The organism is Microbacterium sp. BH-3-3-3 (assembly GCF_001792815.1).
Lineage (GTDB): Bacteria > Actinomycetota > Actinomycetes > Actinomycetales > Microbacteriaceae > Microbacterium.
The window spans coordinates 1,405,319-1,420,514 of record NZ_CP017674.1 but is presented as its reverse complement, the minus strand read 5'-3'; the positions used below and the strand labels follow the sequence as shown (position 1 = coordinate 1,420,514).

Below are 15,196 nucleotides of genomic sequence, written 5' to 3'. Positions count from 1 at the left end.
TAGCTCAGCGACCCAGCTCAGATTTCAGAGAATTCCGACACAGGAGAACCAGTGCTCGAATCAACCACTTTTGATCAGATCCGTATCGGTCTGGCCACCGCCGACGACATCCGTCGTTGGTCCTTCGGTGAGGTCAAGAAGCCCGAGACGATCAACTACCGCACGCTGAAGCCCGAGAAGGACGGCCTGTTCGGCGAGCAGATCTTCGGGCCCTCCCGCGACTGGGAGTGCGCCTGCGGCAAGTACAAGCGCGTGCGCTTCAAGGGCATCGTCTGCGAGCGCTGCGGCGTGGAGGTCACCAAGAGCTCCGTCCGTCGCGAGCGCATGGGCCACATCGAGCTCGCCGCGCCCGTCACGCACATCTGGTACTTCAAGGGCGTCCCCTCGCGCTTGGGCTACCTGCTCGACATGGCGCCGAAGGACCTCGAGAAGGTCATCTACTTCGCCGCCTACATGGTGATCTCGGTCGACGAAGATGCTCGTCACCGCGACCTCGCCATGCAGGAGAACAACATCCGCCTCGAGCTGAAGACGCTCGGCGACCGCCGCGATGCCCGCATCGCCGCCCGCCTGGCCAAGCTCGAAGAGGAACTCGCCGCCCTCGAGGCGGAAGGCGCCAAGGCCGACCAGAAGAAGAAGGTCAAGGACGCCGCCGAGAAAGAGATGACGGCCACCCGCAAGGGTGCCGACGAGCAGATCGCCAAGCTGGAGCGCGTGTGGGAAGACTTCCGCACGCTCGAGGTCGGTGCCCTGAAGCCCGAGGACGACGTCTTCCACGAGCTGCAGGACCGCTTCGGTCAGTACTTCGAGGCCCACATGGGCGCGGAGTCGATCAAGCGTCGCCTCGAGATCTTCGACCTGGCCGCCGAGAGCGAGAACCTGCACCTGCAGATCTCCGAGGGCAAGGGCCAGCGCAAGATCCGCGCGATCAAGCGACTCAAGGTCGTCAACTCGTTCCTGCAGACCGGCATGTCGCCGGCCTCCATGGTGCTCGACGTCGTTCCGGTGATCCCGCCGGAGCTGCGTCCCATGGTGCAGCTCGACGGTGGCCGCTTCGCGACCTCCGACCTCAACGACCTCTACCGTCGTGTGATCAACCGCAACAACCGCCTCCGTCGTCTGATCGATCTCGGTGCCCCCGAGATCATCGTCAACAACGAGAAGCGCATGCTGCAGGAGGCCGTCGACGCGCTGTTCGACAACGGCCGCCGTGGTCGCCCCGTCACCGGTACCGGCAACCGCGCCCTGAAGTCCCTGAGCGACATGCTCAAGGGAAAGCAGGGTCGCTTCCGCCAGAACCTGCTGGGCAAGCGCGTCGACTACTCGGGTCGTTCGGTCATCATCGTCGGACCCCAGCTCAAGCTCCACCAGTGCGGTCTGCCCAAGCAGATGGCTCTCGAGCTGTTCAAGCCCTTCGTGATCAAGCGCCTGATCGACCTGGGCCACTCCCAGAACATCAAGGCCGCCAAGCGTGCGGTCGAGCGCTTCCGTCCCGAGGTCTGGGACGTGCTCGAAGAGATCATCCGCGAGCGCCCCGTGCTGCTGAACCGTGCACCCACCCTGCACCGTCTCGGCATCCAGGCGTTCGAGCCCCAGCTCGTCGAGGGCAAGGCCATCCAGCTGCACCCGCTCGTGTGCGCGGCGTTCAACGCCGACTTCGACGGTGACCAGATGGCTGTCCACCTGCCCCTGTCGGTCGAGGCTCAGGCCGAGGCCCGCGTGCTGATGCTCGCGTCGAACAACATCCTGAAGCCGTCGGACGGCCGTCCGGTCACCCTGCCCTCGCAGGACATGATCATCGGTCTGCACCACCTCACCACCCTCAAGGAGGGTGCGTCGGGCGAAGGCCGTGCGTTCGGTTCGGTGGGCGAAGCGATCCTGGCCAAGGACGAGGGCACCCTCGACCTGCAGGCCAAGGCGCGCATCCGCATCCCGGGTCTGACGTTCCTCGAGGGCCAGGCGCCCGAGGGGTACGAGAAGCACGGTCTCGTCGACGCCTCGCTCGGTCAGGCGATCTTCAACGACACGCTCCCCAAGGGCTACCCGTTCGTTCGCGAGCAGGCCGACAAGGGCAAGCTGTCGCAGATCGTCAACAAGCTGGCCGAGGAGTACCCCAAGGTCGAGGTCGCGGCATCGCTCGACCGCATCAAGGACGCCGGCTTCTACTGGGCCACGCGCTCCGGTGTGACGGTGGCGCTGAGCGACATCCTCACGCCCCCCAACAAGGGCGAGATCGTCGCGGGCTACGAGAAGCAGGCCGCGAAGGTCCAGGCGCAGTACGAGAAGGGTCTCACCACCGACGCCGAGCGTCGTCAGGAGCTCATCAAGATCTGGACCGAGGCCACCGACGAGGTCCAGAAGGCGATGCGGGACAACTTCCCCGCCGACAACACCATCAACCGCATGGTCTCGTCGGGCGCCCGTGGTAACTGGCTGCAGATCCGCAACATCGCGGGTATGCGCGGCCTGGTGAACAACCCCAAGGGTGAGATCATCCCGCGTCCGATCATCTCGTCGTACCGTGAGGGTCTCTCGGTCGCCGAGTACTTCATCGCGACGCACGGTGCTCGTAAGGGCCTGGCCGACACCGCTCTGCGTACCGCCGACTCGGGTTACCTGACCCGTCGTCTGGTGGACGTCTCGCAGGACGTCATCATCCGCGAGGAAGACTGCGGCACGTCGAAGGGCCTCGAGCTCCCGATCGCCGCGGCCGACTCGAGCGGCGCGCTGGTCATGGATGCCAACGTCGAGAACTCCGTGTTCGCCCGCACGCTGGCGACCGAGGTCGTCGACGCGCAGGGCACGGTTCTGGCCGAGGCCGGCGACGACGTGGGCGACGTGCTCATCGACAAGCTGGTCGCCGGTGGCATCGAGTCCATCAAGGTCCGCTCGGTCCTGACGTGCGACTCCGCCGTCGGTGTGTGCGCGAAGTGCTACGGCCGTTCGCTCGCGACCGGCAAGATCGTCGACATCGGCGAGGCCGTCGGCATCATCGCGGCCCAGTCGATCGGTGAGCCCGGTACCCAGCTGACGATGCGTACCTTCCACACCGGTGGTTCCGCGTCGGCCGACGACATCACGCAGGGTCTGCCCCGCGTGCAGGAGCTCTTCGAGGCCCGCACCCCCAAGGGTGCGTCGCCGATCGCCGAGGCCGACGGCCGCATCACGATCGACGAGACCGACAAGGCCAAGAAGGTCATCCTCACGCCCGACAACGGAGACGAGCCGGTGGTCTACCCCGTCCTGAAGCGCGCGACGCTCCTGGTCGAAGACGGCCAGCACGTCTCGGTGGGTGAGCCCCTGCAGGTCGGAACGCTCGACCCCAAGGAGGTCATGCGCGTGCAGGGTGCCCGCGAGGTGCAGAAGTACCTCGTGAACGGCGTCCAGGGCGTGTACCGCTCGCAGGGTGTGCCGATCCACGACAAGCACATCGAGGTCATCGTCCGTCAGATGCTCCGCAAGGTCACCGTCGTCGACCACGCCGACACCGACCTGCTCCCGGGTGAGCTCGTCGACTTCAAGCGGTACCAGAACATCAACCGCGCGGCGGTCGGCGAGGGCAAGCGCCCCGCGTCGGGTCGTCCTGAGCTGATGGGTATCACGAAGGCGTCGCTCGCGACGGAGTCGTGGCTGTCGGCCGCGTCGTTCCAGGAGACCACCCGCGTCCTGACGCAGGCGGCCATGGAGGGCAAGAGCGACCCGCTCGTCGGTCTCAAGGAAAACGTCATCATCGGAAAGCTCATCCCCGCCGGAACCGGACTTGCGAAGTACCGCAACGTCACGGTCGAGGCGACGGAAGAGGCCAAGAGCGAGCGGTACCCCAACCGCATCTTCGCCTCGGACGGCGCGTACAGCGACGCCGACCTGAGCTACGTCGATTTCGACAGCTTCTCGTCGGACGACTTCACGCCCGGTACGTACAACTGAATCGACGGATGCCGCACCTCGGTGCGGCATCCTGATTCCCCCGAAGGCCCCCGGCGCACGCCGGGGGCCTTCGTCGTGTCGGCGAGGATGGCGTGCGCGACCGGATCATGTCCGCGCACGGCGGCCGTCGCGACCGCGCCCCGTTCCGTCGGTGTGAAAGCGCACGCGGGTCGGGCGCGCTCCCACGGCGTGTCGAGGACCGCTTCGGCGGGGGGAGTGCGCCTACCGTGGTCGAGGAGGAACGAATGGCTCGAATCGGGGGGCGGAGCCTCTGGCTCGCATGGCCGGCCGGACTGCTGTCGGCGGCCGCCGTCGCCGCGCTCTTCGTGCTCGCGGCCCCCGGGGTCCCCGCGCTCGTCACGTTCGTCGGCGACACCCTCCGCGCCGCCACTTCGTCCTCGCCCGCCGCCGCTCCCGAGCCGGTCGGGCCCGCGGAAGACTGTCGGCATCTGTACTCGCAGCCCCTCTGGTCGTCGCTGGTCTGGTCGCCCGAAGCCCTGCTGTCCCAGCGGCGCACGCCGGCGCTGTCGACGCCCGAGGCCGTGGCGGCGGCGTCTCCCACCGTCGTGGTGACGTGCCACTGGCGGGGCGAGAGCGGACGCTTCGTCGAGACGACCGTGTCGACCGTCACGCCCGAGGCGGCGACGGCCGTGCCCGCCGTCTTGACGGCACAGGGCTTCGACTGCGAGACCGTCGAGGCCGCGACGCACTGCGAGCGGCAGGTGGGGGATCTCGTCGAGGTGCACGACCTGCGCGCGGACCGCTGGGTCTCATCGACCCTCTCGGGGTGGATGCCGACCGACTACGCCGCGATCGTGGCATCCCACGCCTTCGGCGAGTAGTACTTCTCCGTGCGCGAAGGGGGCGCTCAGGCGGACGGTGAGGGGGATGCCGTGGGCGACGGGGTCGCCGCGGGGAAGATCGAGGCGATGACGCTCGCCGTGTAGCCCGTGGGGGCAAGGTTCGAGTACTGGGTGTCGATGAGCACGCCGTCGCGCCAGAAGAGGGTGCGGCCGTCGTTGACGGGGTAGGTGTCGTTGATCCAGGTCTTCTCGCAGCGCGTGCCGTCGTCGGGCGTGTAGCAACTGAAGCCCTGCGTGGCCACGAGGTCGTTCAACATGTCGAGGGCGGGTCCGCGGTCCATCGCCGAGATGCGGGTGACGAGTCCCGTGGTGTCGGCGGCGGGGTCGCGCCAGATGCACACGAGGGTGCCGTCGTCGAGCGTGCCCGAGGGGCCGGCCGCCGGATCGTTCAGCGGCGTGGATCCGAGCTGGGCCAGCACGTCGGCCGACAGCAGGGCGCGGCAGTCGGTGGGAAGGGTCACGGGTTTCGCCGACGGGGTGATCGTGGGGATCGGTGTCGGGCTCGCGCTCGTCGCCGCGGCGCTGGGGCTCGCGGGCGCGGCGTCGCCGCCGGTCTCGGGGGCGCACGCGCTGAGTGCCAGCGCGGCGATGCCGATCACCGCGACGGTGGCGACCTGGAGGAACGGGCGACGGGGCATGGGAACACCCTAAGCGCCGCCGCAGACACGGTCGAGACGCGGATCGCACGGCACGCCTGCGCGCTCGGGCGCGGTGCCCGGGATAGCCTTGCGCCGCAAGCACCGCGTGAGGAGACACCGATGAGCGACCACCAGTCGTACGGCAACCCCGTCGACGAGCCCAAGGATGAGCCGCGCGACGTCGTCGGGCAGGCCCACGAAGGCCTCGCCGATGCCGAAGCCGCCCGTCGTGACGCGGTCGACCCAGCGGTCGCCGAGGCCGCCTGGGACGAGCGCGAGGCGCACGAGCGCGACGCCACCTCCCTCAGCCAGCACGCCCCGGTCGAGCACCAGGACGCCGGCGACTCGTCGGCGCGGGGCGAACACCCCGCCCCGGTGGTGCATGACGCGTCTCCGGTCGAGCCGGTGACCGCGTCGGCATCCGCCGGTTCGTCCTCCAGCGACCTCGACGACGAAGACGCCCGCTGGGCCGCCTACGCCGCGTCGGCCGAGCCGGAGCCCACCCCGACCTCGCGCACGTCCGACACGACGCCCACCACCGAGGCGCCCCGGTACGACGATGACCGCACGACGGCGTATCCCGCCGCCGCGGGGGTCACCGCCGCCGGCGCCGCCACCGCGGCGACCACCCCCGTCGCGTCCTCCGTCGCCGACGAGCCCACCCGCGTCGTCGGGGGCCCTCAGCCCATCTTCGTGCAGGCACCTGAGGCGCCCCGCCCGCGCGGCAACCGCGGCGCGGCCGGCGCGATCGGCCTGCTCGCCGCCCTCGTCTTCGCCGTGCTGTACCTGGCGGCCACGCTCGGGCTGCGTCTGCTGACCGGTGACGTGCAGGTCGCCGACCTCGGCCAGGCCGCGCTGTCGACGCTGGCCACCTGGGGCCTGTGGGTGCCGACCGTCGCGTTCTACTTCGGTTTCTGGTTCCTCGGCGCGCTCATCAACCGCGGACGCTGGGGGCACTGGGTCGTCTGGGGCCTCGTCGTGGGCGTCATCGCCTGGCTCGGGCACCTGCTCGGCGTGCTGCTGGCCGCCCCGTTCTGGATGGTCACCGCGCGCGCGTCGGCCGAACTTCTCCGCGACAACGCGCTGGTGCCCCTGGCCATCGTCGCCTTCGTGCTCGGCCGTGAGCTGACGATCTGGTTCGGCGCGTGGGTCGCCGCGCGCGGTCGCCGCGTCACCGAGATCAACGCCGAGGCGCAGCGCGAGTACGAGCGCACGCTCGAAGCGGGTCCCCAGCTCGCGGGCTGACGGATGCCATGACGAACGAACCGCGACCGGCCGGGGTGACCCCGCCGGTCGCGGTCGTTTTCGCGTCGGTGACGTTCATCGCGTTGTCGATCGGCGGGCTCGGTGTCATGAGCCTCGTGCTCGACGCCGACGTCATCCCCGTGCGCGGGCTCGGCGCGATCCCCGGCGTGATCGGGCAGCTGCTGGCGCTGCTGGCGTTCGCCGGCGTGCTGTGGTGGGGCCTGCGCGCCGACCCGCCGGGGTACCTGACGGCGGTGCCCTGTGCGGTCGGTGCCTACGTCGGCGAGGTGCTCGGGATCGTCGTCGGCGCGATCGTCGGGGGTGCCGACCCCGCCCGCGGGCTCGCCGCCGCCGGCAGCGTCGCCCTCGGCTTCCCGGGTGCGGTCGTCGCGGGTGCGGGCCTGCTGGCGGGTCTGTTCGGGGTGCTGCTCGTCCGCTCGCGGTCGAACGGCCCGCGGTGGCGCTGGGAAGACGACGACGAGACGCCCTGACACGTCGACGACCGGGGCGGGCCTCTCGTGCCGCCCGGGGATGCCGACGCGCCCGGTCGCGGCATCCTGACTTCTCCGGGCGTGTCGCACTAGCGTAGGGGCCGTGGAGCGGTCGCTCGAAAGCCAGGTCGGTCAGGCGGTGGATGCCTGGCTGCGTTGGCTGCCCCGGTGGGAGCCCGCCCATCACCGCGGCCGGGTCGCCCCGTGCCGTCGCTGTTTCGGTTCGCCCGTGCTCTCGGCGGCCGGACTCGGGTCCGACGTGCCCCACGGGGTGCAGCACGGCCTGTCGACGCGGGTGAAGGCCATCGTCGATCACGCGGTCGCCGACTACACCGCCCGAAACCTCCCCATGCTGCAGAACGAGCTCGATCAGCAGGCCGATCGCAACCGGCGGCGGTCGTATCGGCCGGCCGAGGGGCTCGAGCCGGAGTTCGAGGGGATGCCGCTCGATCCCGACCCGGAGCCGGGTTCACCGTTCCTGTTCACGCTGACGGGCCTGGCCGCCGAAGAGGAGGCGTCGCTTCCGGTCCTGCCCCCGCTGTCGGATGCCGCGAAGGCGGCGCTGCGGCAAGAAGTGGGGCTCGCCGACGACTACGCCAACATGATCGGTCGCGAGGTGTGCACGGTGTTGCTGCACCATCGGCTGCGCATCCAGGCGGCGGTCGCCGAATACGTGGAACCGCAGATCGCCGCGATGCTCGACGACCTGACGCGTTCGCTCGACGCCCCGTTCGATCCGCGCGAACCGGGCCCCTCGGCATCCTGAATCTCGGGGCTCGGGAAACGATCCCCGAGCCGGTCGGAGCGCTCGCCTCCGCCCTGTGGGGGAGGGGTGGTGGGGACAAGCTGCGGGGCACACAAAGGCGCTTTTGTTAGCATGCTCCAGTTGTCCGCCCGCTGAGTCGCGGGCGCGTCGTCCGGGAGGGGGCTCGATGCCGCAGCGGCTTCCGTCGTCGCCGCCCATCCTGCCCGGGCTGGCCTACATCCGCCCGCTCGGCTCGGGCGGCTTCGCCGACGTCTTCCTCTACGGGCAGGACATGCCCCGCCGCGACGTCGCGGTCAAGGTCCTGCCCAGCGATGCGCGCGACGCCGACCTGCTGCGCATGTTCAACGCCGAAGCCGACGTGCTCGCGCACCTGTCGGCGCACCCGTCGATCGTGACCGTCTACCAGGCGGGCATCTCCGCCGACGGGCGGCCCTACATCGTCATGGAGTTCTGCCCGGGGTCGCTGGCGCAGCGCTACCGCGTCGAGCGCATGCCCGTGGCCGAGGTGCTCTCGATCGGGGTGCGCATGGCGGGAGCCCTCGAGTCGGCCCACCACGCCGGGCTCATCCACCGCGACGTCAAGCCCAGCAACATCCTCGTCACCACGTTCGGTGCCCCGGTGCTCGCCGACTTCGGCATCTCGTCGTCGCTCGCGCCGCACGGTGCCGACGAGATGCTGGCGATGTCGGTGCCATGGAGCGCTCCCGAGGTGGTCGCGGAGCAGACCGCCGGAACCGTCGCGAGCGAGGTGTGGAGCCTCGGGGCCACCGTGTACTCGCTGCTGGCGGGGCACAGCCCCTTCGAGCGCCGCGAGCGCGGGCAGAACTCGCGCGAGCAGCTGCGCCGCCGCATCGCCCGGGCGACGTACACCGACATCTCGCGCACCGACGTCCCGCCCTCGCTGCAGGCGGTGCTGGCGACGGCGATGTCGCGCAACCCCGGTGATCGCCAGCCCAGCGCCCGCGCGTTCGGCGAGGCCCTGCAGCGGGTGCAGTCCGAGCTCGGATCACCGGCGACCCCGCTCGAGGTGCCGGCGGCCGAGTGGACGTCCGGTGCGCGCACGGTCGACTTCGCCGACGCCACCCAGCGCGGGCCGGTGCGCTCCCGCCTCGAGCGCGAGGGATCCCGCAAGGTCCGCGGCGCGTCGGGCATGGCGGGCCTCGCGCGCGACGAGGACACCGACATCGCCTCTCCCTCCTCGCCGACGTACCGGGTGCTGCCCTGGGTGCTGGCCGGCGCCACGCTCGTGACCGCGGGCGCCGTCGCCGTGGCCGCGCTCTACGCCACGGGGGTGCTGTGATGAAGCGCCGGACCCTCATCGGTCTGGGCTCGAGCCTCGCGGCCGTCGCCCTCGTGGTGACCGCCAGCATCGTCTGGCCCGGTCTCGACGCCCAGCAGACGCCCGAGGTCGACACGTCGGTGTGGGCGCTGCAGACGGGCGAGGGGCAGCGGTACGCCCGCGTGAACACGACGGTGGGCGAGCTCGACACCGTCCGCACCGCGGGCAACCCCAGCCAGGTGGCCCAGAGCGGCGACGGGGCGTACCTCTTCACCGACAGCTTCAGCAAGCTCACCCGCATCGATGAGGCCCAGCCGATCGATCTTCAGCGGGAGCAGCTCGAGTCCGCGCCCGACACCCCGGCCGGCACGACGTCGGTGGTGACGGCGGGCGACTACGCCGTGTACCGCACCGACACCGGCACGCTGTTCGCGGGTCGGCTGAGTCGGGCCGGTCAGAGCACGACCGAACTCGATCCCTTCGGAACGGCCGGCGACGAGGGCGCCCAGTCCTACACCGCGGATGCCATCGCGCTCGACGCGAGGGGAATGCTCTTCGCGTACTCCTCGGCGGACGCCTCGGTCATCCGATACGACCTCGAGGCCGACGAGGTCCGAGCCCGCGATGCTCTCGACGTCGACGTGGCGGCCCCCGTGCTGTCGGCGGCGGGAGACGCCTGGGTGCTCGTCGACCCCGACGCCGGACGCGTCTGGGTCCGAGGGGCGGACCCCGTCGACATCGACACGGGCGAGCAGACGGTCGTCGGTGAGGCCGACGCCGATGCGCGGTCGGTGTACATCGCTGACGAACAGTCGCTGTGGAGCGTTCCCGCCGACGGATCGGAACCCCGTCGCGAGGTGGGCGGCGGGGGCGCCGTGCTCGGTCAGCCCGCGCGACCGCTCACCCACCAGGGCGTCGCGTACGCGGCATGGCTGCTGCCCGGAGACGCGCGCGGCACGCTGTGGCGCTCCGACCAGGGCGAGACCGACCTCGACTACGGCGGGGTGACCATGCCCGACCAACGGCGACCGGTCTTCGTCGCGACCGACCACGCCGTGATCCTCAACGAGACGCGATCGGGGTGGGTGTGGACGGTGCCCGACGGCGCCCTCGTGGCCTCCAGCCAGAACTGGTCGCTCGACGACCGCACCGAGCAGGCGGCCGTCCAGAGCGAGGAACAGCTCAGCGTCGTGCTCGACCCGAAGCCGCCCGTCGCCGAACCCGACTCCTTCGGCGTGCGCGCCGGGCGCCTCGTCACGCTTCCGGTGCTGCTGAACGACCACGACCCGAACGAAGACGTGCTGAGCATCGTGGCCGAGAGCGTCACCGGTCTCGACCCCGGCTTCGGCTCCCTCACCGTCACCGACGCCGGGCAGCGCCTGGCGGTGCGGGTGACGCCCGGGGCGACCGGGACGGCGACGTTCTCGTACGCCGTGACCGACGGCACCACGGCCGATGGGCTCACCTCGCCCTCCACCACCGTGACCCTCTCCGTCTCGCCCGCCGACACGAACTCCGCCCCCGTCTGGTGCGGCGTCGAGACGTGTCTGCAGCAGTGGCCGACCCCCGAGGTCGCGCGCGGAGGCACTATCACCGTCCCGGTGCTGCCCGGGTGGGTCGACCCCGACGGAGACCCGCTGCTGCTGCTGTCGGTCGACAACCCGGGCGGCGTCGGCACGGTCGCCGCGACCCCCGCCGGCGACGTCGTCTACCAGCACGCCGACGACGGCTCTGGCGGCGAGCAGAACGTCCAGCTCGACGTCACCGTGGCCGATACCGCGGGAGCGACCACGACGAAGCCGCTCGTCATCCGGGTGGCGCCCGACCCCACCCTGGCCGTGCAGTCGTTCACCCGGCTCGACACCGCCGGCTCGTCGCTGACCGTCGACGTCGGGCCCCACGTGACGGGAACGGCCGGTGACGTCACCCTGACCTCGGTGCGCGTGCTCGACGAGGCCACCGCCAACGCCACCGTCGTGGGCGGCAGCACCACGTTCGATTTCTCGGCGTCGCAGCCGGGGGTGTACCGCGTCGACTTCACCGTCAACGGCGGAGGACGCGACGCCAACGGCACCGCGCGCATCACGCTGCTCCCGGGCGACGCCCCCGCGCAGCTGTCGACCTCGCCGGTCGTGGCGTTCGTGCGACCGCAAGAAGACGCCACTCTCGACGTGTTCTCGGCCGTGTCCAACCCCACCGGCCGAGTCCTGCTGCTCAGCGACGTGCAGCCGGCCGCCGAAGACGGCGCGTCGTTGACGGTGGACACCGTCGGGCAGAACGATCTGCGCGTCTCGGGCAGCACGGCCGACGGCAGCGCGGGTCTGCTCGGAACGGTGGGGTACACCGTCAGCGACGGCACCGACGACGAGGGATCCCGGGTGACCGGTGAGGCCACCGTGTACCTCCTTCCGCCCGCCCCCGAGATCGCGCCCATCGCGGTCGACGACACCGTGACGGTGCGCGCGGGCGCGCAGATCGACATCCCCGTGCTCGACAACGACATCTCGCCCGCCGGGGGGCGACCCACCCTCGACCCGTCGAGCGTGCAGGCTCAGCCGGCCAGCGACGCGCTGGCCTTCGCGTCGGCAGGGGTGCTGCGCTACCTCGCTCCCACCGCGCCGGGGTCGTACGAGGTGACCTACCGCGTCTTCACGACCGGCACCCCGGCGCTCTGGGACGAGGCGACGGTGCGCATCACGGTGCTCGGCGGCGAGGCCAACCGCGCCCCGCTGCCCGACACGCTCGAGGGCCGCGTCCTCAGCGGCGGGACGACCACGGTGGAGTTCCACGGCTTCGGCGTCGACCCCGACGGCGACGCCGTCACCCTCGATCGCATCGTGAGCCAGCCCGACCGGGGTACGGCATCCGTGACGCCGGATGGTTCCTCGATCGTCTACTCGTCGGTGCCGGGCGACCGGGGGCAGATCACGTTCCGCTACCGGGTCTCCGACACCGCCGGCGCGACCGGTGAGGGCACGGTGCGCATCGGAGTCCTCGACGCCGAGGCCAACCCGAGTCCCATCACCTTCACCGACTACGTGCAGGTGCAGGCGGGGGCCGACAGCGAGATCCGCGTCAGTCCCCTGGCCAACGACATCGACCCCACGCAGGGCCGTCTCACGCTCACCGGGGTGCGCCCCGATCTGCCGCAGACTCTGGTCGATGGCAGCGACAACCCGGAGTACGCGCGCCTGAACGGTTTCGTGCGGACACTGACCGACACGGGCGTGGTCCTGCGCGCCGGTGAGTCGCCCGGCACGATGTCGTTCCTCTACGACGTCGAGTCGGACTCGGGCAACACCGGGCGCGGGCTCATCGTGGTGAAGGTCGTGCGCGAGAGCGTGCCCGATTACCCCGTCGTCGCCGACACCGTGCTGACCGTCGAGAACCGCGACGACTTCACCTCGGGCGTCGACGTGCTCGCGGGCAAGGCGACCTGGTCGGCGGGCGACGTCGGGTCGCTCGACGTGGCGCTGTGGGGACAGCCCGCCGACCTCCGCGTCGACGGGCGGCAGATCTCGGGTGAGCTGCCCACCACCCGCCGCGTCATCCCGTTCGCCGTCTCGGGCCGCTCGGGTGACACCGACGTCACCACGTACGCGTTCCTGCGCGTGCCGGGCGACGACGATCTGAGCCTGTCGCTGCGCCCGGGCACGGCCCAGCGCGTTGACGAGCTCGCCTCGGTCGAGTTCGACATGGCCTCGCTGGTGGCCCTCCCTCGACGCGCGACCCTCGAAGTCGGCCCCGACGTCACGACCACCGGCGTCCGCGCCGAGGGTCGCTGCAGCGTGACCGGATCCGTGGTGCGCTACGACGCGGGTACCGGTTCCCCCTGGACCGATGCGTGCCAGGTGCCCGTGCGGGTCGCCGGCACGCAGGACTGGACCGTGCTCTCGGTGCCGATCGGTGTGATCGCCCGCGATCCCCAGCCCGAGCTGCGGCCGGGCGCGCTCAGCGTCGGACCGGGCGAGACGGCGACTTTCGACCTGCGCAACATGACGTCGTGGCAGCTGGGACGTGAGGACTGGGGCGCGATCCGCTACGCGCTGGAGTACTCGGGCTCGGCCTTCCAGGTCGCGCTCGACGGGTCGACGGTCACCGTGACCGGCACCGACCGCGCCGTGCCGGGCACCGACAACGCCGCCATCATCTCGGTCACCAGCCACAACGCCGTCGCCCCGGCCCGACTCGTGCTGCGCGTGGGCGCGGCCCCCTCGACCCTGCCGCAGGGCGGCACGACGTCGTCGCAGTGCTCGCAGGCCTCGGGGTCGAGCTGCAGCATCGGCGTCATCGGCATCACGGGTGAGGTCAACCCGCTGCCGCGCACGCCGCTCGAGGTCGTGGGCGTGCGCCCGACGGCCTCGTGCACCGGGGTGAACTTCTCGGTGGCGTCGTCGTCCAGCATCGTCGCGTCGTGGTCGACCGATGCTCCCGGTGCGACCTGCAGCGCCAGCGTCACCCTGCGCGACGCCCAGGGGCGCACCACCGCCGCCACCCGCGACGCGCGGGTCGTGCTCGACCTGCTGGGCTATCCCCGTGGCCCCGCGAGCGTGCGGCAGACCGCGTACTCCGACGGCTCGGTGACCCTGCGCATCGACCCGGGCGAGGCCCGTCGCGCCTACCCGTCACTGGCCGGTTACACGGTGCGATGGCGCGGCGAGGTCGTCGCGCAGTGCGGCCCCGACGGCGCCTGCCCGACCATCGCCGCCCCCAACGGGGAGCAGCGCGAGTACGTTGTCAACGCCGTGAACAGCGTGGGGGAGTCCACTGCGTCGGTGCGCACGACCGCCTGGGCCTACGACACCCCCAACCGCCCGGCGGGGGCGAGCTTCGAGCCCGTGCAGACCGGGGGCGACGGCAAGGTCGCCGACCTGACCATCACCGGCATCGAATCGGCCGAGACCGGCACGCTCGAGGTCAAGAGCGCCTCGGGCGAGACGAAGAAGGTCGACGTCGGCCGCAATCAAGACAGCGTCACGCTGCGGGGCTTCACCGTCGGCAGCAACACCGGTACCGAGGTGTCGGTCACGCCCATCTCGCGCTTCACGGTGCCCCCCGGGCTCGGCGGATCGCAGACCGGGCAGGCGCTGGTGTTCACGGCCCACGGGGTGGGAAAGCCCACGCAGCTGGAGCTGAAACTCACGTCGACGCAGAACGGAGGCGGAAAGGTCACGATCAGCGCCGAGGGCTCCGCGTCGACCAACGGCGACGACTCGACCCTGCGCTACGGCTTCGCCCTCGACGGCGCCTGCCGGGTCGACGGCGAGAAGAAGCGCGCCGAGTTCCCCGGGAAGGACGACGGCCAGACGTACACGGTGCGGCTGTGCGTCGACTCGGTCTACGACGGGCGCGTGTACGGGTCGGAGACCATCGAGAAGTCGGTCGACGCCACGCAAGACCCCACCGCCCCGCGCGGGTACACCTTCCGGGTCGGAGCGAGCCCCGACGTGGAGGGCGACGAGGCGTACTGGCGGATCAGCGGCATCCAGGAGGGTGACGATCCCCCGCGCAACAACGAGACCGTCTACGAGAACTGGGGTCCCGGAACCAGCGTGTACGACCGCGACCCGAACATCGGCGTCTACTTCCAGCACAAGGTCTGGCCGACGCGGTCGAATCGCGGCTCGGTGGACGCGGCCTCCGGCAGCGCGCCCTACCAGGTGCAGGCCCGCGCCTCCATCGACTCCTGCGTCGCCGGGAGCCAGCTGAAAGCGGCGTGGGACACCAGCAACGACATCGGCAACGGAACCCCGTCGTACGCCGGGGCGACCTACCGCGACAAGAACGGCAACAAACTCGGCACCGGGGACGATCCCCGCACCGTCCCCCGCGGTGCCGTCAGCGTCACGGGCGTGACCGTCAAGATCGACTGGTCGTCGCGCGACTGGGGGCTCGAATCCGCCACTCTCAAGGTCGACGGCACGTGCGATCCCGGCAAGGCCGCCGAGCCCTCCCAGCCTCCCAAAGACACCCCGCCCGACTGACGC

General features: G+C 71.0%; 8 protein-coding genes. 7 read left to right on the top strand and 1 reads right to left on the bottom strand.

Translation table 11 applies throughout. The features are described 5' to 3' along the window. The first annotated feature begins 51 nt into the window (after window positions 1–51). Together rpoC and BJP65_RS06610 are read left to right on the top strand one after the other, a co-directional pair. Entirely contained in the window at window positions 52–3,927 is a 3,876-nt protein-coding gene (gene rpoC, locus BJP65_RS06615; protein WP_055833560.1) for a DNA-directed RNA polymerase subunit beta', read from the top strand. Between the two features lie 245 nt (window positions 3,928–4,172). Next, window positions 4,173–4,769: a hypothetical protein gene (locus BJP65_RS06610; protein ID WP_055833564.1), complete on the top strand. Its 597-nt coding sequence runs from the start codon at window positions 4,173–4,175 to the stop codon at window positions 4,767–4,769. A 26-nt stretch (window positions 4,770–4,795) separates the two neighbouring features. Here the strand turns inward: BJP65_RS06610 and BJP65_RS06605 are convergent, their stop codons facing one another. Next, the gene (locus tag BJP65_RS06605; RefSeq protein ID WP_070408618.1) at window positions 4,796–5,428 is read right to left on the bottom strand and encodes a hypothetical protein; all 633 of its coding nucleotides are present in this window, start codon (window positions 5,426–5,428) and stop codon (window positions 4,796–4,798) included. 120 nt (window positions 5,429–5,548) lie between these two features. On the opposite strand from BJP65_RS06605, the gene BJP65_RS16960 reads away from it, so the two are divergent. The 5 genes from BJP65_RS16960 to BJP65_RS06580 all read left to right on the top strand — a co-directional run bounded on the left by BJP65_RS16960 (window position 5,549) and on the right by BJP65_RS06580 (window position 15,193). Continuing rightward, a complete protein-coding gene (locus tag BJP65_RS16960) occupies window positions 5,549–6,673 on the top strand; it encodes a hypothetical protein (protein ID WP_070408617.1) in 1,125 nt (374 codons plus the stop codon). An 8-nt stretch (window positions 6,674–6,681) separates the two neighbouring features. Beyond that, window positions 6,682–7,164 (top strand): hypothetical protein, encoded by a 483-nt coding sequence (locus tag BJP65_RS06595; RefSeq protein ID WP_070408616.1) that lies wholly within the window; start codon window positions 6,682–6,684, stop codon window positions 7,162–7,164. Window positions 7,165–7,267: 103 nt separating this feature from the next. Further along, complete coding sequence (locus BJP65_RS06590; protein WP_055833574.1) at window positions 7,268–7,930, top strand: hypothetical protein; 663 nt, start codon at window positions 7,268–7,270, stop codon at window positions 7,928–7,930. A 166-nt stretch (window positions 7,931–8,096) separates the two neighbouring features. Then, entirely contained in the window at window positions 8,097–9,230 is a 1,134-nt protein-coding gene (locus BJP65_RS06585) for a serine/threonine-protein kinase (RefSeq protein ID WP_070408615.1), read from the top strand. Then, the gene (locus tag BJP65_RS06580; protein WP_070408614.1) at window positions 9,230–15,193 is read left to right on the top strand and encodes an Ig-like domain-containing protein; all 5,964 of its coding nucleotides are present in this window, start codon (window positions 9,230–9,232) and stop codon (window positions 15,191–15,193) included. The genes BJP65_RS06585 and BJP65_RS06580 overlap by 1 nt, the downstream gene beginning before the upstream one ends. Window positions 15,194–15,196 lie beyond the last annotated feature (3 nt).